This window comes from Candidatus Bathyarchaeota archaeon (genome assembly GCA_023131225.1).
GTDB lineage: Archaea > Thermoproteota > Bathyarchaeia > Bathyarchaeales > SOJC01 > JAGLZW01.
In genome coordinates this window covers 16,735-38,118 of record JAGLZW010000002.1, presented here as the reverse complement: position 1 = coordinate 38,118, position 21,384 = coordinate 16,735, and the positions used below count along the sequence as shown (strand labels likewise).

Sequence of the window (21,384 nt, the reverse complement as noted above, 5' to 3'; positions counted from 1 at the left end):
CAAGGTGAATCAAAATGAAATCATATATTGGATCTTTCAAGGGAAGAGATTGGCTTGAGACCCAGTCATGGAGCCAAGAAGATCTAAAACTTCTCATTTCAGCCGCGAGGGAGTTGAAGCAGAATTACAAAGCACGAAAGTCCACCGCCGGAATTCTTCCAGATCGAACGCTTTTCATGATCTTTTTCAACCGATCTCTCCGAACTCGAAACAGTTTTGAAGCCGGTATGACACAACTAGGAGGTCACGCTCATTTCCTTTCTCCGCAAGACATCTATATTCCTACACTGCCTGAAGACGAAGAAGCTTACAAAACGGAACGGATTGCCGATGTTGCACGAGTCCTCGACGAAATGGGAGACGCGATTGCCATAAGGATTTACGGCGATGCTGCCAAGTGGCTTTATGGGCGTGGCCATCGCACTAACGAAGAGTTCGCAAAATGGGCTAATATTCCAGTCATCAACATGGAGGATGACGTTTATCACCCATGCCAAGAAATGGCTGACATCCAGACCATTGACGAGCATATTGGCAAATTTCAAGGAAAGAAATTTGTCATGTCTTGGGCTTTCAGCGAGGGTCTGAAGCCTCTCGCAGTGCCCCAAAGTTGCGTTCTTATAGCCACAAAAATGGGTATGGATGTAACATTCGTTCGACCCAAAGGTTTTGAATTAGATGACAAAATAATAGAGTGGAGCAAGGAAAACGCAGACCGATACGGTGGCAGCTTCGAAGAAGCTGACAACATGGAGGAAGCCTTTGAGGGCGCACATGTTGTTTATCCCAAAAGCTGGACTGCCAGAGCTGCTCTTCCTGGTCCATGGGGTGGCCCGAAGCAACCTGACAAACAACTAGCTCTGGAATTTGCAAAAAAGAATAAAGGCTGGATATGCGATCAGGAAAAAATGGACTTAACTCAAAAAGCCATCTACATGCACTGCCTTCCAGCGGACAGAGGGATGGAAGTAACGGACGAAGTAATCGATGGACCCCAAAGCGTTGCCTTCGACGAAGCAGGTAATAGACTGCACGCCCAGAAAGCGATAATGGCAGCAATTATGTAGTGCATGTGCGCGGTTCATGGATACTCTATATGAAAGAGACAAGATTATCGTCTTTCCCTTTTTTGTTATGAAAAACACGCGCTAATCTCTTGCTTAGGAGCGTATCCTGCTCCCTCTGGCTGATGCGTGCGCATTATGTACATTTCATGGCTTTGGTCAGGTTTGATATATCTTCCAGGCACGCTGCAAAAGTTTTTATTGTGACTTCTTCTGTTGGGATAGCCGTCTCCCTCTTGTTCATCCCCTATCTGTCTCTGCCCCTTTTGCTTTTGCTGGTGCTCTCGCTTGCCATTGCGGCGTCATTTCTAACCTTCAATCTCTTTTCCTTGCCGTCGCAGATACTCGCCCCAAAAAGAGCGGGACTGGGTTTTGGGGTCCTGCTCACATTCAACAACATAGAAGTTTTACTGGGACCCCTTTTAACGAGCTAAGCGAGAGACGTTTTCCCCGAGTTTCCGAGCTTCTTCGTGATGGCCATATTCTCTTTTCTGGCCTTGATCTCCGCGAGCCTTCTTAAAACGATATGAAACTAACACGCGCTCCAATAGACATTCCAAGAGCTTTTCTTTTAATTGGAATGTTTCATGCTAACAAGGCTAAAATATGGAAACTGGAAGGTAAATTGCTGGGGAGTAAGAACACTTTTCGGAGGTAACCATCGTGAAAGACGTAATCCACTACACCCGAAGATTTATTCAGCTCCCTGGCTTATCTGGAGAGGAGAAAGAAATAGCCTTCTTTATTAGGGATCTCTTGAACGAGTTTGGCTTAGGCAAGGTCTACATAGATGAAATCGGCGACGTTATCGGATTCGTTAAGGGAAGGTCGTTACACCCCCTAGTAGTGTTGGAGGACCATATAGACCACGTTTCGCCGGAAACCTCGAGCTATGGAAACATAGAAATCTACGACATAACACATGGTCTTTTAATCTGGACTAGGCATGTTAGTTGACCAAAGTTAATCTTGATTCGCCAATAAGTGATTATAAAAAGACGGGTAAAGATAGTCATATTCACGTTTTGTATGTGGATGATGATTCCAACTTCTTGGGTGTTACACAACGAATAGTAGAAATACAAGGACCATTCCAAGTGGACTCGGCATTATCTGTTAAAGAAGCACATGCGAAAATGAGGAAAAAAGAAGAGCCTAATTGCTCAAAAGATACCGAAAGGAGGAAAAAATTTCAATGCAAGGAATGAAGGATTCAGAGTATAAAGCATGCATAGGTTGTCTCGGATTAGTGGAAGGAGAGGAGATTGAATTACAATATGTCTGTAGTTTCGCACCACCAGTTCTGCTTCCAAGCGAGAGATTTAAGTTGGATCTTAAAGGTCTTCTTGTATTTACTAATGACAATATGATATTCATAGAAAAGGCAGGACTTTTCGTTTCGAGGTTTGGTCAAAGGGCAAAGGTTCCTCTCGAACAAATTACTGGTCTTCTACTTAGGAGGATTAGTGTGATTGGAATCTTAGCACTCAGAATTGTTGTAGACCTCGGAACGCAAGAGGGCGAATACACAGTAGGTAAGGTTAAGGGAAAACGAATTGAGGAAGTCAAGGAAGAAATCCAAAAACTTCTAACAGAAGCACGACAGGAGAAGAAACGATTGGCACAAGAGGCTCTCGCTAGGGGGACTATTCCAGCGATGATATTTTGTAAGTATTGTGATGCTAGAAATAAAGCAGACCAGACTAAATGTGCAAACTGTGGTGCAGTATTAACTTGAATTGCCCAAGAAGTCAGCATGCAAAGTATCTTATGACAATATCGCCCATTTGACTTCTTTAAGGGATTTGGAGAGGGACGCTGCTTTCTTTTCGAGTATGCTACAGATTTGCTTGAAGAGAGCTGTGAGTTGGCGGTCATTCCGGAATATCGCTATTGCCTTTTGCTGAATCATACCTTGATAATCAAATGAGTCGTAATCTTCCAGTTCCTTAGGGCGATATTCGAACACTGAGCCTTTCAAAATGTTATAGTAAACTTTGAAAGCGAAAAGCCTGTGCAGGCTCGACTGCCTTCTGCTTGGCCATTTGGAGCTATAATAGTCTGCCAATGTAACGTGAGCAACATCTAACATGCTGGAAAAAACCTCAACTGTTGCGTGAGCGCTTTTAAGATGACCCCACTTACCAAATATCAGTGGCAGTAACTCACGATTGTTCTCAGCAACTTGATCCGACCTAAAGCAGTAGAGTAAGTGGAAAGCAACATCTTGTTGAGATGTCAACTCTCGCAGATCAGGCTTTGCTTCCTCTGGCAGAAATCCTTCTCCCCCATCTGTATGGATTTCCTCAGGACGAAACAATTTTGGGATTCTGCTAAGCACGTGCAGCAGTCCAAGCAAGGTTAAACCGTAAACTTTTGTGGTGCCTCCCTTCTGAGAACGCCTTTCTTCAATAACCCTTATCCACTTCAACTCTTCAAGACTCTTGGTTGCGCGATGAATTGACGGATATAGGAATCCGTATTTCTTCTTGATTCCATACATTGTTGAAGATCCATCATAAGCAAGTGCAAGAAGGATCCTCCACGCAGATATCGAACGGCGCTTTAACTCTTCAGGGAAAACTTCAAATGACCACCTATTTGACATGGCTACCCACCCATTCCGATACTGTATCTTTTCTCTTAAGCCCGCGTATAGTATATGAAATTCAAGTTGGATACTATCCAGCTTAACTTATATAAATATTCGCCAATAACATCTGCAGGATATCTCACGCACAAGTGCGCGGGAGAGAAGTAAAAAAGAGATGTTGACAATTGTCAGAGCAAAGTAATAGAAAGTTTAAATGGGTTCGTGCAGACAAGATTCATCAGTCCTCCATTTTGCCTGGTAGAAGTCACAGTCTGAACGTTTTTAACTCTGTTGAAAGGGACGGGGTTCAGCAGCCAATTATTGTGCGTCCTCACCCCACTAAGATCGATGAGTACGAAATAGTTGACGGACATGCTAGATGGGCTTCAGTGAAAAAGGAACAGAAAGTCCTGTTAGACATCAGGATTAAACTGAGTGACTCAGACGTTTTCAGAATTGCGGAGTCAACCTTCAAGAGAACACCTAGATCAACATATAAGAGAGCCGAGTTCACAGCGAAGTTCGTGGAGGCCATTAAGCGTGGAGGAGCTATGGCGCCTCAAGCAGAGGTTGCAAAAAAGCTAGGAGTGACTGAGGGACAGATCTCACAGTATGTTGCCATCTACAAAATCTTCAAGTCTCTCGAAAGTGTTGCAGGTGAAGATCAAGACTTTAATGCATTAAAGAAGTTGAGCGTAAACAAGCTTTACGAATTAACCAAACTAAAAATCAAAGCCAGCCTTCTCAAGGCTGCTGAGGAGATCGAACAGTGTAAGGGTCAGCTGCTCCTAGCAGAGGTAAAGCGCATTGTGAGCGCTCAGAAAGATGAAGAATTTTTTATGACCCCTGAAGAAAAGGAAGCAGCAAATAAAACACCCACGCGAAGGGGGTTGAGCCAAACGGAGTATTGTCAAAAATCCGCGAAGACCATCGAGAGGTTAATGAAGAAGTTGAATGAGGATCTAGCACCATTGATCCGTGACATAAAAGAAAAACATCTCGTAAGTGCGGGAATATACCTCACAATGAGAGGAGTAATTGGCAACTTGAAGAAGGCAACTGGTGCGATAGAACATCTAGATGGGCATGCAACCATGGGAAAGCGCATGCACCAGGAAGACTGATACTTGATATGATGAGTGTTCAGCGGATCCTTGAGAAAGAGCTTGCGCGGTTGAAGAGACTTATTCCTTCCGTGGAAGTTTCCGTTGTAAGGTGGGAACCCAAGGAGCACTATAGGATTTCAGGTGAAGTCGTGGGCAATACTATCTACGTCTTTGACTTGTCAACAGATGAGGCTCTGGACACCCTTCGACACGAATTCCTAGACTGCCTTATCACAAGAAGAATCGTCAACCCTCTTGTTTCGCTGATAAACACTTTGATCAAAACAAGAGAAAACGAGATTTACAGAGAGAAAGAACAGCTGATAAATCTCTTATCAAAACACATCTGAAAACAAACGTGAACACGACGACCCACCAGCACTAATTCTGGGCGGTTCTTTTATGCGCTTGCAGCTGCACTCTGCCACGAAGCCACATTTCGCAGAGAAACCGAAGCGAAAAAAACAATTTTCTAAACCTCTGTAAACAGTTAACGCAGTTGCAACTTTCAGCATTAACCACCCAAAACCTCAGCAAGTTAATACAAAGATGCGCGGGTAATAATATAGGGTTGCTTCTACCACTGTGGGAAACACACCCTTTTCTCCATATAAACATCGTCATAATTGCACTTTCATAATCATCATAATAGCTTCTCCATGCTCTGAGAGCAGAAAACCTGAAAAAAACCCTCGATTTCTTCAAGTTCTAGCGTGTTAAACCTAGGTTTTTCAGTTCATAATCATTAGAAAATGCATGGTCCTGCGCGCGCGCACTGGCATTAGCTCTTCTTGTTGTTCTTAGGTTTTGATTTGTGATTTACCCTTTGTGCAGAAGCATAATTCGTTTCATACTCTTCCAGTAACTCCTCGTTTTGTTTCTCGATTTCCATTTTCTCATACTTGTTTATGACTGATTCTAAATGTTGCATCCTCTTAGCCGTTTCTTTTGCAAATTGCTCCATCGCCAGTTCAGTCAATCTGAATCTTTCTTGAAGATGGGATAATTCTTCTTTCATTTCGAGCTCTTTGGAGATCAATTCTTCGGGGTGCAATGGCAATCCACATTTACTGCAGAATTTCGATCCTGAGTTTTGGAACCCACATCTTGGACATTTTCTGAGCATTAATGGGCTGGCGTGTTCTTTTTCACTGATTTCTACACCAGCAGCTTTCAGCAAATCTTCATCCAAGTCTGCTCCAGATAGATGAACGTATGTTCCTGCCATGCGGCTTGAACCTGTCCATCCAGCAAACACTTTCAGTTTCGAGTCTGAAAGATACTTCGCAAGCTCTGTCAATCGACTGTGTCGAAAGGCGTGAGGGTTAACTGGCTTATCTATCTCAGCCTTCTTGAATAGTCTTAGTAGCATTTCTCGGAGATACATATAGGCGGTTTGTGTGATTTGTGTTTGGTTTCTCCTCCAAACGTAGGCTCTTTTTTCGTCTCTGTTGGGGTGTGTTTCTAGCCACTGCTGAAGGTGTGGCACGCTTTCTATCAGGCGTATGCGTCTTTCCCCAGTTTTGCCTTTCACATTTAACACTGCTCCACGCTTATCGAAAACAATGTCTCCAATGCGCCAATCCAAAAACTCTGTTGCTCTGCAACCACTCTCATATAAGCAAGAAATTACAGCTTTCTCTTTGAAGTTGCTGCAATGTTTAAGGACGGTTGCGATATCTTCCTTTGTTATGATTTCACTGGGCGTAATTGCTTGGTTCTTTTTCCTTCTAACATTTAACTGTGCAACTTGAGGGGGATAATGATGTTGTGGCAGTTTGTAGAGCCAACGGTAGAAAATTTTAAGGCTTAGAACGTACAGCCAATAACTGTCTTCGCTAAGAGACGCCCCACTTATCTTATGATGACGCCCCCCCACAATTTTGCGACTTCTCTTCCACCGTAGAAATTTGCTCATATCCTTCGCTGTCATCTTCTTGAATGGTTTGCTCTTCATAAAATCTGAAAGCTCGGCTAAAATCGCCTCATAACCATGAATTGTCTTGGGGCTACGGTTGTTGTCTTGCAGATAGAGCTTATATTCACGTATGATACTTATGTTATTCACGCCTCTTACACCACTAGATGTATGTAGTTGGAGTCAGTATATAAGTTTAAGGTTGGATAAGAAATATGCCCTACAAGTTTAGCTTTGACCTTTCGAGAATATCTAAGGGTTTCTTTAGAGAACTCGCAAGCATAGCCAATGAGAAAGGTCTGCACAAAAAACTTGGAGGTCACGCTAGGCATTTAGCTGAAAAATTTAGAATTCAAGAAATGACTGGCTTGGAGATTTCTGATGCATTAATGCTTGTTGAAGACCTTGTTGACGTATATGTTAGAAACCTTTCCGAAAAACAAAAATTTTATAAAACTGGAAAACGGGCTGTTCTTCTGCCTCACTGCGCTCGCAAGTATATGGACAATCGTTGTCAAGCGAGCTTCAATCCTGAAATTCCCTCTTATAGCTGTGGTCACTGCTCAGAAGACTGTATAGTAAATCAGGCTACAAAGCTGGCTGAGAAGAATGACTACGACGTATTTGTTATCCCTGGCAGTTCTTGTGTTCCTCAGATATTGAAAAGGAGTGGCTGTGAAGGAGTTATAGCTGTCGCTTGTGGTCACGAGTTGAAAATGGGTGGTGACTATATCCAACATCTAGGCTTAACTGGCCAAGCAATTCCTCTTACGAAAAATGGTTGCGCAAACACTAAGTTCAACATAGAGATTTTGAAGAAGATTATGGCTTATTCCTAGACTACGCTTATCCTAATCCTGAAAATGCTTTTCCTTTCAACATTAACTTGCAAAGGTAAAGACTAGTGTTTTCATTGCAGTATAAGTTATAGAGATTCTCACGTAATTACTTTGCACTTTCCATGTTCGGAGTCTATTTGACACCAAATAGAATTTTGATCGCTTACCATCAAACATGGCAAACCGGGATGCACACAAAAGCTATAAGATTGAAGTATTTACAACTAAGCTCTCAAACGCTTGGAGGAAAACCATTTGAGTTTAGAACAAACAGTAGAAAACGTAGCAGTTAACCTGTTACGCTTAGCAGTTACAGAATTACCAAAAGATGTTAAAGAAGCCCTCCAAAAAGCTTACCAAGAAGAAACAAGTGAAGCGGGGAAAACACAACTCAAAGCAATCCTTGACAACGTGGCGCTAGCCGAAAGAACCCGCACACCCATGTGCCAAGACACCGGCACAATAATCTTCTATATAAAAGCCGGAGCAGAAGTCAAAAATCTAGACAAAATTGAAAACGCTTTACGCAACGCCACCAAAAGAGCAACAAACGAAGTGCCCTTGAGACCAAATGCTGTAGACCCATTCAAACAGAAAAACACAGGCAACAACACAGGTAGAAACATCCCCTACATAAACTGGGAAATAGTACCCGGCAACACCCTTGAAATCACTGTGCTACCGAAAGGCGGTGGCTCAGAAAACGTCTGCGTTACAGGTATGCTAGTGCCTGGAGAAGGTATCAAAGGGCTAAAGAAATTTGTCATAGACTCCGTAATCAAAGCAGGCTCAAAACCGTGCCCCCCAAACATTTTAGGCGTGGCAATCGGAGGAGGAACAGATATCTCCATGAAAATGGCAAAAAAAGCGTTACTGCGCCCCCTTAACCACCCCAACTCAGACCCCGAAATAGCCAAACTTGAAAAAGAACTACTGGAAGCCGCAAACCAAACAGGTATAGGACCAATGGGACTAGGCGGCAAGTTCACCGTCCTAGGTGTAAACATAGACTACGCTGCAAGACACCCAGCATCCTATCCAGCGGCAGTAGCCTTCAACTGCTGGGCGGCAAGAAGGGCAACAGCGCGCATTCATCCAGATGGACGTGTTGAATACTTAACGCATGAAATGAGGTGAAAAAGAATTGGCAACATACAAATTAATCACCCCAATCTCCGAAGAATATGTGCGAAAATTGAAAGTCAACGATGTTGTATACATCACAGGAACTATAGTAACAGCCCGCGACCAAGCTCACAAAAGAGCCCTGCAATTCCATAAAGAAGGAAAACAACTCCCAATCAACTTAGAAGGTTTGGCAGTTTTTCACTGCGGTCCCATAGTCAAAAAGGAAGGAGACAAATGGAACATAGTGGCAGCTGGCCCCACAACTAGCACACGAATGGACATTTTCGAAGACGAATTCATCAAGAACTTCAAAACCCGCGTCATCATTGGTAAAGGAGGCATGGGTAAACGCACCACCGACGCCATGCGGAAATACGGAGCCATCTATGGAGCCTTCACGGGCGGAGCCGCAGTCCTCGCCGCAAAAGCAATAAAAAAAGTAAAAAATGTCGAATGGATCGACTTGGGCATGCCCGAAGCCCTATGGATATTAAAGACTGAAGAATTTGGTCCCCTAACAGTCGCGATAGACTCTCACGGAAACAATCTCTTCGAAGACATTAAAAAGAAAACAGAAGAAAATCGAACAGTTATCTACCAAAAACTCGGCATTCAGCCATAGCAAACTGCAATGTGCGCATGAATCCATAACTCAAAACGGTCATAATGCTTCCTTCAAAGGCTCTAGGATATCCTTCACCGTGCAGAAGAGGATGGTGCATTGCATGCAGAACCTTTTGAAGAACCTTCAGTGAAACCTGCGTGTGCGTGCCAAGAAAGAGCGTGAAGGAATGTTGAAAAGACTTCAATCATTAGGATACATTCAATGCGAAGATTCTGAACTCTAAGCGCGCGCGAACGGTTATATGGCTTGCGAAAGTAGCTCTGCTATATCTAGGACTTGAATTTTTCCTTCCAGGCCTGTTGTTTTAACGGCATCCTCAAAGGTTAGGAGACAGAAAGGACACGCAACAACTAATATCTCCGCTCCCGAGTCGGCTGCGTCCTTGACGCGGATTTCGGCGAGACGTTCTCCCGGAATGTCTATCCACATTCTTCCTCCGCCGCCTTCGCAGCACAAGCTTCGCTCCCTAGAACGATCGAACTCTACAAGTTTTACGCCTGGAATGTTTTCGATAGCTCTTCTGGGCTCGTCGTATACGCCATTCTGTTTTCCTAGGAAGCAGGGATCGTGATAGATGACTGTTTTGTTTATCTCTCGTGAAAATGTGAGATTACCTTTGTCGATTAAGTCTGCAAGTAACTGTGTGTGATGCAGAACCTCGAAGCTTGTTTCTCCATATCTGTTTTTGAAGGCGTTGTATGAGTGGGGACAGCTTGTGACAAGGTGCTTTACATCATACTTCTTGAATAACTTAACGTTTTCTTCTATTAGAAGTTCGAATAGGCCCTTTTCTCCCATACCATAGACTTCGCTTCCACAGCAGTTTTCTTCGTCTCCTAATGTTCCAAAGTTGACTCCTGCTTTTTCGAAGCACTTCACCAAGTTTCTCGCCACCTTTTGAACTCGAGGATCATAAGCCGGTGTGCAGCCTACAAAATAAAGGAACTCTGCACCTTGCGAGACGTGTTTAATGTCTAGTTCTTGTGCCCACTCCGACCTTTTGCTTCTTATTCTTGCCCACGGATTACCATTCTTAAAAGTGCTCTCTAACGCGTCACGGAGTGTTGTGGCGATTTGCCCTTGTTCTACCGCAAGGCTTCGGATGTCAATTAGAAATTCGTAAGGATTTATTTCCTTTGGACAGCGAATTCCACATGTAGCGCAGGTCGTACAGCTCCATAACTCGTTTTGAGAGTGTATAGTTAGCTTGCCACCTATAGAAATTTCCCGCATGTACTTTCTAACATTTAAATTAGCCTTTCTGGACACTGGGCAACTTCCGGTGCATATTCCGCAGTGAATACATTCAAGCAGCTTATGTTTTTGAACGAGCTCCTGCACATTCATTTTCCTTGTCTCGCTTTGATAAGATGAAGCATAAGGTTTTTTAAGCGTTTTCCTTTGTATGAATAAAAACAAGTCAAGGAAACGAAGGGTGACAAGATGGAGAAGGCGCCAACGAGAATAGGGATTTTTGTTTGCGAGTGCGGCGGAAACATAGGGGACGTTGTGGATGTGAAAGTTGTTTTAGAAGCAGTTAAGGATTGGAAAGGAGTTGTTGCTGCAAAATACCAAAAATATCTTTGTTCAAAGCCATCCCAGGAAGTGATAGTTGAAGCTATAAAAAAGAAAGACTTAGACCGCGTTGTAATCGCTAGTTGCACTCCAAGAATGCACCTTGCAACCTTTCAAAGCGTACTCGAGCGAGCTGGATTGAACCCCTATATGCTTGAATTCGTAAACATCCGAGAACAAGCCTCGTGGGTTCATGGTCCCCAATCCTCTGAAGCAGCCACAAAGAAAGCTATAAGCCTAATAAGGGGCAGCTATGAGCGAAGCTTGGAACTTGAGCCCTTAGAGAGCATAAGTGAAAAATGTTCAAGAGAAATTTTGGTCGTTGGTGGGGGGATAGCTGGCATTACTGCGGCTCTAGAGCTTGGCTATTTGGGTTTTAAGGTTCATGTTGTAGAAAGAAAGTCAAGCATAGGCGGGAACATGGCTAAATTAACTAAAGTTTTTCCAACGTTAGACTGTGCCCAGTGTATACTCACGCCGAGAATGGCTGAGGTTGGGCGAAACCGAAACGTGAATCTGCTTACATATGCTGAAGTTAAGGATATAAGTGGACGTCCAGGCAACTATGAAGTGGGGGTTTTCATGAAGCCCCGCGGCGTGGATATCGAGACTTGTAGGAGTTGCGGTGTGTGCGCTAAAGTTTGTCCAGTTACAGTGTCCGACAAGTTCAACGAAGGCATATCCCAGAGGAAAGCAGCATACATAGAGTTCCCTCAAGCAGTGCCCTCAGCTTACGTAATAGATTTTGACGCATGTACAAAATGCTTAAAATGTGAGCAGCTTTGTCCAGCCAAAGCCATAAATTTGGAAGACAAGGGAAAAACAATCGAGCTGAAAGTGGGCGCCATAATTATGGCTACTGGTTACGAGCTCTATGACGCGAACATGCTTAGGAATTACGGATATGACATTTACAAAGATGTCATCAGTATGATGGATTTGGAAAGGTTAACTTCTGCCTCTGGACCAACAGGAGGTTATGTAAAAAGGGCGAACGGCGACGACGTTAGAAGGATAGCGATTGTGCTTTGTGCAGGCTCCAGAGACAAGAATCATATTCCATATTGCAGCCGGATATGTTGCATGTATGCATTAAAGCAAGCTTTCGTTCTTAGGAAAATGCTTGGAATCGATGTTCATGTTTATTATATTGACATTAGAGCTACTGGCAAAGGTTATGAAGAACTTTATTGGCGAGATGAGGAAGCTGGAGTTTTATTCACTAAAGGTAGAGTGGCTGAAATCTGGAAGAACAAAAATGGCAAACTTGTTGTTTTAGCGGAAGATACTTTGATGGGCGAGGTTACAGAAAGAGAGTACGACATGGTTGCTCTGGCCACGCCCATGGTTCCACCAGTGGGACTTGGAGAGCTCGCTGGCAAAATGAAACTTTCCTTAGGAGAAAATGGCTTCATACAAGAAAAACACCCGAAGCTCGATCCTGTAGACTCGCTTAAAACTGGAATATTTGCGTGTGGATGCGCCCTAAGCCCGAAAGATGTTCGCGACACAGTTTCCGACGCATTAGCAGCATCTGCCAAGGCTTCTCTTTTCCTGAAAGGAGAACGCATCACGACAAGCCCAGAAAAGGCCTTTGTAATTACAGCCTTATGCAACGGCTGCGGCCTTTGCGTTCAAGTTTGCCCAGTCAACGCCATAATTATGGAAGCCAAAAAAGCCAAAATTAACCCGTTCATGTGTACTGGCTGCGGTGCATGCATTCCCGTTTGCCCAAAGGAAGCCATAGACTTTAAGAATTCAACAAATAGGCAGATCGTAGCTAATCTGCGAGGAGTTCTCATGGACAAGGAACCTGACGAGGTTAGGATTGTTGCTTTTGTAGACAAAAATGTTGGATATACTGGCATGGACTTTCTAGGCCTTGATCGTGTCAATTATCCCGAAAACATTCGAATATTAGCGGTTCCTTCCACCGCCATCTTAGGTTTGAAACATCTGCTTTATGCGTTTGCCCTCGGAGCGGATGGAATATTGGTGATTGAGGGACAAGAAGACATCGATGAGCATTTTACCAAGAAGAGGATGATTGAAATGAACCGTTCCCTTGCAGAATTTGAAATAAAAGGCATGAGAGTCCGCTACAGCTATGTCCCCCTACCCGTATACAAAAAGGCTGCAGACTTGTTCACAAGGTTTTCAGAAAGAATTAAGAAATTCGGGCCCTTCTCCATGGAGAAACGTAATAAGCTCAAAGAGAAGCTAGGCATCTAGGAGAGAAAAAGCGTTATGGATATAATCGTTTGTGTGAAACACGTTCCGGAAACGGCGGAAGCAGAGATAAAAATTGACTCTGCAGGAAAAACCATAGAAAAAAGTGGTCTAGTTTTTGACATTAATGAATGGGATGATTACGCTCTAGAGGAAGCAGTGCAAGTAAAAGAAAAAATCGGAGGCACCGTTACCGCCATAACAGTGGGCTCTGAGGATGCTGACAGCACTTTAAGGAAGTGTTTAGCCCGTGGCGCAGACAAGGCTGTAAGGCTTACCGACCCGAAGTTCGAAGGCTCTGACGGCTACGCCATCGCCAAAATTCTCCATAAGATCATTAAAGATTTGCCTTTCAACATGATATTTACGGGAGCACAAGCAGGTGACGATGGTTATGCAATAGTGGGGCCAACACTTGCAGAACTTCTCGGAATCCCCCACGCCACCATGGTTAAGAAAATCGAATTGAACGGCGACATCGCCAAGGTCAACCGTGAATTGGAAGGTGGCTTAGAAGAAATTATCGAAATAAAGCTACCAGCTGTGCTTACAATCCAAACAGGAATTAATGAACCTCGCTATGTCTCCATTATGGGAATAAGAAAAGCAATGCAGAAGGAGATAAAAGTCTTCAGCTTGGCTGAAGTTGGTCTAAGCGAAAATGAGGTTGGGGAAGCTGGTTCATGGACAAAGATAGAAAATATGTACGTGCCACCTGTAGAGAAACAAGCAGAATTCCTAAAAGGGAGCCCAGAAGAAGTTGCTGCGAGAATTGCCGAAATCCTAAAAGCAAGGGGGTTAGTATAGATGAAAGAAATTTTTGTTCTAAGCGAACATAGACAAGGACAGATCAGAGACATAACCTTTGAAATGTTAGCCAAAGGTAAGGAATTGGCTGAGAAAACAAACACAGAACTATCAGTAGTGCTATTCGGGAAAGACGTCAAAGAACAAGCAAAAACTCTTTCAGAATACGCAAAAAAGGTTCTGTTGGTTGAAGATGCAAAGTTGGAGAATTTTAACTCAGAAACCTATCAGAAGATACTGTCCAATTTAATAAGAGAACGCAAGCCATTATTAACCTTAATTGGGCACACCTCTTTTGGTATGGATTTGGCGCCATGCCTCGCTGTTTCGTTGGATGTACCCTTAGCAACGGACTGCATAGGCCTAAAATTTAAAAATGAGACATTAACTGTGACGCGTCAGATGTATGGTGGCAAGGTAAATGTCAATGCAGTGCTTCGTAAAGCAGAAAATTACATCGTGACTGTTCGACAAGCAGCTTTCCCAGTTGGAAAGAAGACTTCTGCAAATGGAGAAATTATTGAAGTTCCTTCTCCTATTTCTGAGGAAATAGCGGAAAAACGCTTTATCAAATATGTTTTGCCTCCTCCCGGCGGCGTAGATATAACAGTTGCGGATGTGCTCATAGGAATTGGGCGCGGGATAAAAGACGAAAGTGATATTCCTCCAATAGAAGAACTGGCAAAAACCCTTGGAGCTGTGTTAGCCTGTTCACGTCCCATCGTAGATAAAGGATGGCTTCCTAACGACCGTCAAGTTGGCAGTTCTGGAAAGACTGTTAAACCGAAACTTTACATAGCCCTCGGAATAAGCGGCGCCTTCCAACATGTCCTCGGGATGAAAAACTCGGATCTAATCATCGCAGTAAACAAGGATCCACACGCACCTATCTTCGGTGTAGCTGACTATGGTGTCGTGGAAGACCTCTTCAAAGTAGTTTCGCCCCTAAAAAGCAAAGTAAATGAACTGAAAGGAAAAAGGTAACGCAATCAAACTTTTTGCCCTTTCCGTCGATGCCCACTTCGAATTTCTTCATGATCTCCATTTTCCTATGCCACAAAGAATCCTCTTTCTCAAATCAAGGTGATACCTTAAAGGCTAAGTTGTTCAATTTCAGAGTTTGACTATGCTTTAGCAAGACGCAATATTTAATACACACTCGTGCGCTTTAATTGTATAGGAGAGCAACGTTGCAACACTTGAAAAAAGCGTCAGCGAAACTAAAAGATTCTCTAAAAAAAATTAAGTTGCCACAATTCCGTAAGCCACCTATGCAAATGGTTGTTCAAAAAGCACCGCCAAAACCTGTCCCCAGAGGTTTCAAGATTATTGAGAGATATCCGTTGTATGAGCCTTTTGCACATGTGGCTATAGTGCAGAACCCAAAAACTGGTGAATACAAATATATACTTGACGAGTTACAGCTGGATCCGTTGGAGCAGAATATCTACAATCGTGTTTTGGATGTTTTGCTGGCTGAGATAGATTCTCCAAAAGAGGAAATTGACGATCCTAGAAAGTTTTTTGCCACAGAAGCCAGACAAATAGTCGACAAATACCGTATCAGCCTAGGTTGGTTGCCCGATGTTTCTTGGTACAAAATCCTTTATCATGCTGAGCGAGACCTTGTCGGCTTCGGAAGAATTGACCCGCTTATGCGTGATCCTAACATCGAAGACATATCATGTGACGGTATCCAAAGATCAGTTTACATATGGCACCGAAAATACGAAAGTCTCGAAACCAACCTCCTTTTCCGAGAAGATCCCGAATTGGACAACTTGGTAGTTAAGCTAGTCCACATGGCTGGAAAACATGTAAGCACTGCATTCCCTATAGTTGACGCTTCACTCCCCGGAAAACACAGACTTGCTGTATGTTATCGACGCGAAATCACACCTTTTGGCACAGCTTTCACTATACGGAAATTCAGAGAAGACCCATATTCTATCATTGACTTAATTAACCTTGGAACCTTCTCTGAAGAGATAGCTGCATATTTCTGGTTATGTCTAGAAAATAGAGCATCAATCATGATTTTGGGCGGAACAGCATCCGGGAAAACAACAGCATTGAATGCTCTTGCCTGCCTCATTAAACCTGGTAGCAAACTAATCACAATTGAGGAAACCGCTGAGCTGAATCTTTCTCATGAGAACTGGATTTCGTTGATTTCAAGAAGGAGTTATGGGCTTGGTAAAGACCAGACAGGTGAAGTGACACTTTTTGATCTTGTAAAAACTTCGATGAGACATAGGCCAGACGTTCTCATAGTAGGGGAGATTCGAGGCGCAGAAGCCTATGTCCTATTTCAGGCAATGGCAACAGGTCACGGTGGCATGAGCACAATGCACGCTGAAGACGTTGATTCTGCGGTTAAGCGTCTCACCCAGAAACCTATGAATATTGCACCTGCATACATTCCGCTCTTGAACATTGTGTTGTCTATTCAAAGGGTTCACTTAGAAGTAGGGGGGGAAACGAAAGCATTTAGACGTGTGATGGAAATAAATGAAGTTGCTAACTACGAGGATTATCGAAGGATTTTCAAATGGCAACCTACGAAAGACGATTACCTATCTTCATTTGACGATAGCGTTATGTTGCCTTACATGTCTGAACGCACCGACATGGACAGAAAAGATTTGGAAAATGAGATTGAGCAACGTAGAAAAGTGTTGCATTGGATGAGAGAACAAAACATTCGCAGCTACAAAGATGTTGCAGCAATTATTGCAGAATATTATGCTAGACCCGAAGAGTTTTACAAAAAAGTTTCAATAGGAGAAATAGAAGCACTTGCCATTGCTAAGCACTCTTGAAGGGCTTTCGTTCCGCTTTTTCGGAAGGATAGCGCCGGTCTTCCTAAAGAACGTCTTCGAGTTTGAAGGCTATCTTAAAAGAGCAAATATGAGGATATATGCTGAGACATATGTATCTCTAATGTTTTTTGTGGCCTCTCTGACACTTCCAGTAAGTATAGTTGCTATTGTGCTTCTCTACTTCTTCCAATTCATGCCTCTAATCTTCCTAGTGCCTACTCCTCTATTTGTAATGATTGCCTTCATGCTCACCCCTATGTCCAAGGCCAGTGAACGATCTCAACGGTTGGAAAGAGAAATGCCATTTGCCGCAACTTACGTGGCTGTCATGGCATCAGGGGGAATTCCTCCATATACAAGCTTCAAACGACTAGCAGAAGCAGACTTGATGCCTGCGATGAGCCAAGAAGCAAAAAACTTGATCAGAGATGTAGAGATTTTTGGCGTAGATCCTTTAACTGCTATGCAAAACTCTGCAAAAGCAAATCCATTAGACATTTATCGGGAGTTTGTTGGAGGATATGCTTCTACAGTTATCATAGGTGGAGACATTACTAGTTTCCTTGAAACAAAGTCTAGAGAGCTCTTTATGACAAGAGCTGCAAGAGTACGAGCGGCTGCAGAGCGGCTTGGCATGCTTTTAGAGTCATTCATTATCATTATGGTCCTCATGTCTCTGTGCTTTTATATCTTGTTCAGCGTGGAGGCAATCTATAGTACAGGAATGTCTTCGTACTCAGGAATAATTCTGTACACGTATGTTTTCACGCCGCTACTTTCGTTTGTGTTCATCTATCTTGCACATGGTATGCAGCCGAAATCTCCGATTACGGATTGGAGACCCTACAAGATCTATGGGATCTGTGGGGTGATTGCTGCAGGAGTTTTTATGCTTCTCACTAACTTCTTGGATATTATGCCTGTTCCGTTTCTTGCGCCATTAACAAACATTGTCGATCTTCCAACGGCGGTTTCAATAGCTTTGGTGATTACAACTGGACCACCTGCCATTGTCCATGAGAGGCTTTCTGCAGAAAAAATGAGCACCGAGAAGGGAGTTACTCTTTTTCTTCAAGACCTTACAGAAACTAGGAAGACTGGTCTTGCCCCGGAAAAATGTATTGAAACTCTTTCTAATCGGGAATATGGAAGTTTCAGCAAGCATTTAAGGAAAATAACAGCTGAGCTTTCTTGGGGTATCCCGATAAGGAAAGTTTTCATGGATTTTGTCAATCGAACAAAGAGTTGGGCGACGCAGATTGTTATGTTTCTTTTGGTGGAGACTATTGATGTTGGCGGTGGCACTATCGCGATGATTGAGTCGCTTGCGAGATTTACCACTACGACGCAGCAGGTGGAAAAAGAGAAGAGGATGTCAGTTAAACCTTACATAATGATGCCTTACTTTGCGTCTCTCATGTTGGTGGCTACAACTGTTATGATGCTCACTTTTACAACACAAACAGTTGGCCTTGCAGGTCCTGAGGCGACGACTACGGTAGATATAGATGCATTAATGCTTATTTTTTCCACTTCTGTCATAATTCATAGCTATTTAATTGGGCTTGTGGGAGGGAAGATAAGCGAGGAATCCGTTGCCGCAGGCTTCAAACACGCAACATTACTGACAATAATCGCTATAGTAACATCTAAGGTAGCTCCATCTTTGATTAGCTTCACTGGAGGTTAACTGTTGATATGATTTTCAATAGGCGCGGGGTCTCGTATGCTATATCTGCAGTTATAATGACTGCAACTATTATAGTGTTGGTGCTTGTAACTAGTACCTACACCTATCAAGTTCTAGAGCAACAAAGGGGTGCAGCTGAGTTTGAGGTTGCGAAGAAGTCAATCTTAGCATTTGATGACGCACTAGAAAACATTGCTTGGAAGCTTCAGGGGGCCCGTTCAGCCAGATTCACAGTTAATTATGGGCAATTAGAGCTAATTCCAAACTTACCCTTGCACATCAATGTAACGGACTATGTTAACGCAAGCTATTCCACCCAAACTGGATATGTGAGATATAGCACAAAAACGATGTATGTTAACTTTGGAGCGAACTATTCCTCATACCTCTTAGGGAGCGACGAAATAATTTCTAACGGCACAGGAAGCTATGGAAGGGCGTTAATAGAACAAAACTCAGGCTGGGTTACATTGAACCTAGCTTATGGAGTGCGAGCTATGAAAACCTCTACAATTAACGTTACTGAGGGTGATCAGCAGGTACTTGTCAATTACGTGGACATATGGATTATTAATATTGAGATGGCAAAATGGTCAACATACATTGGTGATTTTGATCTTATCGCAAGATGTCTTAATATAACAACGATCCCTTATGGTGGTCCCCACGGCAACGGCTATGAAGTTTTAAACAATAAATGCAATATCAGCGTTCGATTGGGAGATAATGCTCTTGACACAACTCTTCAATTGGATGGTAGTAAGGTTGTTTTTAACTTTGTTATTGCTACGGTGCGGGTGAGCGTGTAGGAGGAGATGTGAATGGTAGCGCCTTTGATGAGTCATGTCATTTGTACTAGCGCCTTGATCGTTCTGATTTTTGTGATGCCGTTTTACTATTTCTACATAATAGACAACGTAAATGTTGAGATGATGAAGCGTGAACTAAAGGAAGTTGCCGACTACGTATCTAACTCGTTGGGAAACCTCTATTTTCTGGCAAACTCTACTAACTGCGACGTCGTGTTACAGAAGGATCTCGATTTGCCCTCAAGCATTCGGGACTCAACATATTTTGTTGAAATCGTATACCAAAACGGTTCGGCCCAATTCGTAAGGGCTCGTTTGAAAGACAATTCATGGAATTATGCGGATTCGTGGCTTCTTCCGGGTTTGAAGGCGTATCAAGAAGACTGTTTGGTGGAAAGCAGTGAGAGGTTGGTGGTTGCGGGGTGTGTTAGTAATAGCACAGGTGTATGGGTGTGGCTTGGAGTTGAGAGATAAGTGTATCGTAAGACAAAAGACTTAAGAGACGCTCACTATACTTTATACATAGAAAAAGTTTCTAGTTTAAGGAGGGATTGAATTTGGTAGGAGAACTGTATGATTACGTAGTTTCCATTGTAGTGGTAGGTATAATTTTCGTATCTGGCGTGTTGGCTGTTCCAGCCATAAGCTATGTCAATCTACTTTATGTAGACGAGCAGCAACTCAGAAACACAGCCTTGAACGTGTTAAACGCGATACTTCTAGGAAGCGGCTCTCCATCGGATTGGGGGTCTGCATTTCCATTTTATCAGAATAATGTTAATGCCTTTGGGCTAGCTTATTCAGAGGAATCTTCACTGTACGTATTGGACATGGATAAAGTGCAGAGATTAGACAAAGACAGCCCGGGGTACATAGAATACCTACGTGCACGGGACTTGCTTGAACTCAAGGACTATGGCTTTAGCCTCAGCATTTTCCGACCCTTTGTGGTTGATTGGGATCTTCAAATCAACAATGCATCAAATTACGTCTTTTTCGCAGTTAACGTGACCCGTAGCGTAGACCGGAGACCTATTCCGAATGCCCAAGTAAGCGTTACAATTCTTTGTACAGCAAGGCATCCCGATAAAGTAGAGGAGCCTTTAGTCAATGTCACTTCGCCAGAAACTTTGTTCACGGACGCTTTGGGGAGATGCGAAGGAAACCAAACTATGCAAATTCCGTCTGGTTACATTCTGCAAACAGCTATCGCAATTATGAAGATAACAGTCGCAGGCATATCAACAATGGTAGTGGCGCAACAAGATCAATGGGCACAAAACGTGATGAAGATTAACACTTTTGGAGACACCGTTATTCTGTCATTTCGAGGTGAACTTACCAATACGAGTGCGGTGCGAAGGATTCTCAACTTCATGGCATACAACTATGATGATACACTGACGGAGATATATGGAGGCGGCGATGGGAATGATGATAAGATTACTGAAGGCTATGGCTATGTCTATTGGAACAATACTTTTCCTGGGCTCAAAGCTATGGAACCTGCCTTACTGCTTTTTCTAGTAAGCGTTCCACTGGGAGCAGGAGGAGGAGGCCGCAGACCTGTAATAGTCGTCGGTCCGTTTTCACTTTGGGAGTCTTCCAAGATTTTCAGTTTTGGTCCTGATTCAGAACAAAGTAGTAACGTTGCGTTAAAGCTTCGTCGTTATGTTGTTTTCTCTGGTATGGAGTTCATTGCAGAGTTAACGTTATGGAAAGAATAGCGATGAGAGCAATGAGGAATACAAAGGGGCAGATGCGGGTCATTGAAACCTTGCTTGCTTCATTCATTTTCATATCCGCCTTAACTTTCGTCAACACATTCGCCGTGCTCCCTTCAAGTCCGAAATATGAGACTAGCGATCTTGAAAAAATGGGTCACAACGTTCTTCATAATTTAGATGAACAAAGGCTTCTGGGTCGCTTCGTTTACAATCAAACTGAGTGGGAAGACCTTGGGCTTGCGTTGACGATATTTTTGCCCCCAGACGTGTACTTCAATTTAACCATTTATAATGTAGATTACCACGTAATCAACCGAGATGTGCCTATATGTTATGGTGCCGAAGAGGCTTTCAAAGCTTCAAATTCGACGGTTTCAGTAACTTACATGATCCCTGGATACCAATCACAATATGACCCAAGAATTCTGGTATTGCAGCTTGTGAGAGGATAA

At 43.2% G+C, this 21,384-nt stretch carries 21 protein-coding genes; 18 read left to right on the top strand and 3 right to left on the bottom strand.

Going from position 1 to position 21,384, the window contains the following annotated elements; all coding sequences use genetic code 11:
• Window positions 1-14 precede the first annotated feature (14 nt).
• From KAU88_00745 to KAU88_00730, 4 genes are all read left to right on the top strand, one after another.
• On the top strand, window positions 15-1,067 hold the full coding sequence (locus KAU88_00745; GenBank protein ID MCK4477044.1) for an N-acetylornithine carbamoyltransferase: 1,053 nt from the start codon (window positions 15-17) through the stop codon (window positions 1,065-1,067).
• A gap of 660 nt (window positions 1,068-1,727) precedes the next feature.
• Window positions 1,728-2,021 (top strand): hypothetical protein, encoded by a 294-nt coding sequence (locus KAU88_00740; GenBank protein MCK4477043.1) that lies wholly within the window; start codon window positions 1,728-1,730, stop codon window positions 2,019-2,021.
• Window positions 2,018-2,272 (top strand): hypothetical protein, encoded by a 255-nt coding sequence (locus KAU88_00735; GenBank protein MCK4477042.1) that lies wholly within the window; start codon window positions 2,018-2,020, stop codon window positions 2,270-2,272. The genes KAU88_00740 and KAU88_00735 overlap by 4 nt, the downstream gene beginning before the upstream one ends.
• The gene (locus tag KAU88_00730) at window positions 2,260-2,802 is read left to right on the top strand and encodes a hypothetical protein (GenBank protein ID MCK4477041.1); all 543 of its coding nucleotides are present in this window, start codon (window positions 2,260-2,262) and stop codon (window positions 2,800-2,802) included. The genes KAU88_00735 and KAU88_00730 overlap by 13 nt, the downstream gene beginning before the upstream one ends.
• A gap of 30 nt (window positions 2,803-2,832) precedes the next feature.
• Here KAU88_00730 and KAU88_00725 read toward each other — a convergent pair whose 3' ends face one another.
• Complete coding sequence (locus tag KAU88_00725) at window positions 2,833-3,672, bottom strand: hypothetical protein (protein ID MCK4477040.1); 840 nt, start codon at window positions 3,670-3,672, stop codon at window positions 2,833-2,835.
• 170 nt (window positions 3,673-3,842) lie between these two features.
• On the opposite strand from KAU88_00725, the gene KAU88_00720 reads away from it, so the two are divergent.
• Both KAU88_00720 and KAU88_00715 read left to right on the top strand, forming a co-directional pair.
• A complete protein-coding gene (locus KAU88_00720) occupies window positions 3,843-4,781 on the top strand; it encodes a ParB N-terminal domain-containing protein (protein ID MCK4477039.1) in 939 nt (312 codons plus the stop codon).
• 8 nt (window positions 4,782-4,789) lie between these two features.
• Window positions 4,790-5,113, top strand: coding sequence for a hypothetical protein (locus tag KAU88_00715; protein ID MCK4477038.1), 324 nt, complete (start codon window positions 4,790-4,792; stop codon window positions 5,111-5,113).
• A 431-nt stretch (window positions 5,114-5,544) separates the two neighbouring features.
• Here the strand turns inward: KAU88_00715 and KAU88_00710 are convergent, their stop codons facing one another.
• Window positions 5,545-6,831 (bottom strand): tyrosine-type recombinase/integrase, encoded by a 1,287-nt coding sequence (locus KAU88_00710; protein MCK4477037.1) that lies wholly within the window; start codon window positions 6,829-6,831, stop codon window positions 5,545-5,547.
• A gap of 65 nt (window positions 6,832-6,896) precedes the next feature.
• Here KAU88_00710 and KAU88_00705 point away from each other — a divergent pair, with 65 nt between their 5' ends.
• The 3 genes from KAU88_00705 to KAU88_00695 all read left to right on the top strand — a co-directional run bounded on the left by KAU88_00705 (window position 6,897) and on the right by KAU88_00695 (window position 9,270).
• Window positions 6,897-7,520 (top strand): DUF116 domain-containing protein, encoded by a 624-nt coding sequence (locus tag KAU88_00705; protein ID MCK4477036.1) that lies wholly within the window; start codon window positions 6,897-6,899, stop codon window positions 7,518-7,520.
• Window positions 7,521-7,775: 255 nt separating this feature from the next.
• On the top strand, window positions 7,776-8,657 hold the full coding sequence (locus tag KAU88_00700) for a fumarate hydratase (protein MCK4477035.1): 882 nt from the start codon (window positions 7,776-7,778) through the stop codon (window positions 8,655-8,657).
• Between the two features lie 7 nt (window positions 8,658-8,664).
• On the top strand, window positions 8,665-9,270 hold the full coding sequence (locus KAU88_00695; GenBank protein ID MCK4477034.1) for a fumarate hydratase C-terminal domain-containing protein: 606 nt from the start codon (window positions 8,665-8,667) through the stop codon (window positions 9,268-9,270).
• Window positions 9,271-9,510: 240 nt separating this feature from the next.
• Here the strand turns inward: KAU88_00695 and KAU88_00690 are convergent, their stop codons facing one another.
• On the bottom strand, window positions 9,511-10,620 hold the full coding sequence (locus KAU88_00690; protein MCK4477033.1) for a (Fe-S)-binding protein: 1,110 nt from the start codon (window positions 10,618-10,620) through the stop codon (window positions 9,511-9,513).
• Between the two features lie 96 nt (window positions 10,621-10,716).
• Between KAU88_00690 and KAU88_00685 the strand changes: the two genes are divergently transcribed.
• From KAU88_00685 to KAU88_00645, 9 genes are all read left to right on the top strand, one after another.
• Entirely contained in the window at window positions 10,717-13,080 is a 2,364-nt protein-coding gene (locus KAU88_00685) for a 4Fe-4S binding protein (protein MCK4477032.1), read from the top strand.
• Between the two features lie 15 nt (window positions 13,081-13,095).
• On the top strand, window positions 13,096-13,884 hold the full coding sequence (locus KAU88_00680; GenBank protein MCK4477031.1) for an electron transfer flavoprotein subunit beta/FixA family protein: 789 nt from the start codon (window positions 13,096-13,098) through the stop codon (window positions 13,882-13,884).
• Window positions 13,885-14,868, top strand: coding sequence for an electron transfer flavoprotein subunit alpha/FixB family protein (locus tag KAU88_00675; protein MCK4477030.1), 984 nt, complete (start codon window positions 13,885-13,887; stop codon window positions 14,866-14,868).
• A gap of 287 nt (window positions 14,869-15,155) precedes the next feature.
• Window positions 15,156-16,706: a type II/IV secretion system ATPase subunit gene (locus KAU88_00670; GenBank protein ID MCK4477029.1), complete on the top strand. Its 1,551-nt coding sequence runs from the start codon at window positions 15,156-15,158 to the stop codon at window positions 16,704-16,706.
• Window positions 16,684-18,396 (top strand): type II secretion system F family protein, encoded by a 1,713-nt coding sequence (locus KAU88_00665; protein MCK4477028.1) that lies wholly within the window; start codon window positions 16,684-16,686, stop codon window positions 18,394-18,396. The genes KAU88_00670 and KAU88_00665 overlap by 23 nt, the downstream gene beginning before the upstream one ends.
• A gap of 8 nt (window positions 18,397-18,404) precedes the next feature.
• On the top strand, window positions 18,405-19,205 hold the full coding sequence (locus KAU88_00660) for a hypothetical protein (GenBank protein MCK4477027.1): 801 nt from the start codon (window positions 18,405-18,407) through the stop codon (window positions 19,203-19,205).
• Window positions 19,206-19,217: 12 nt separating this feature from the next.
• Complete coding sequence (locus tag KAU88_00655; GenBank protein MCK4477026.1) at window positions 19,218-19,679, top strand: hypothetical protein; 462 nt, start codon at window positions 19,218-19,220, stop codon at window positions 19,677-19,679.
• A gap of 83 nt (window positions 19,680-19,762) precedes the next feature.
• Window positions 19,763-20,932: a hypothetical protein gene (locus tag KAU88_00650; GenBank protein ID MCK4477025.1), complete on the top strand. Its 1,170-nt coding sequence runs from the start codon at window positions 19,763-19,765 to the stop codon at window positions 20,930-20,932.
• Window positions 20,920-21,384, top strand: a complete 465-nt coding sequence (locus KAU88_00645) for a hypothetical protein (GenBank protein MCK4477024.1) — start codon at window positions 20,920-20,922, stop codon at window positions 21,382-21,384. The genes KAU88_00650 and KAU88_00645 overlap by 13 nt, the downstream gene beginning before the upstream one ends.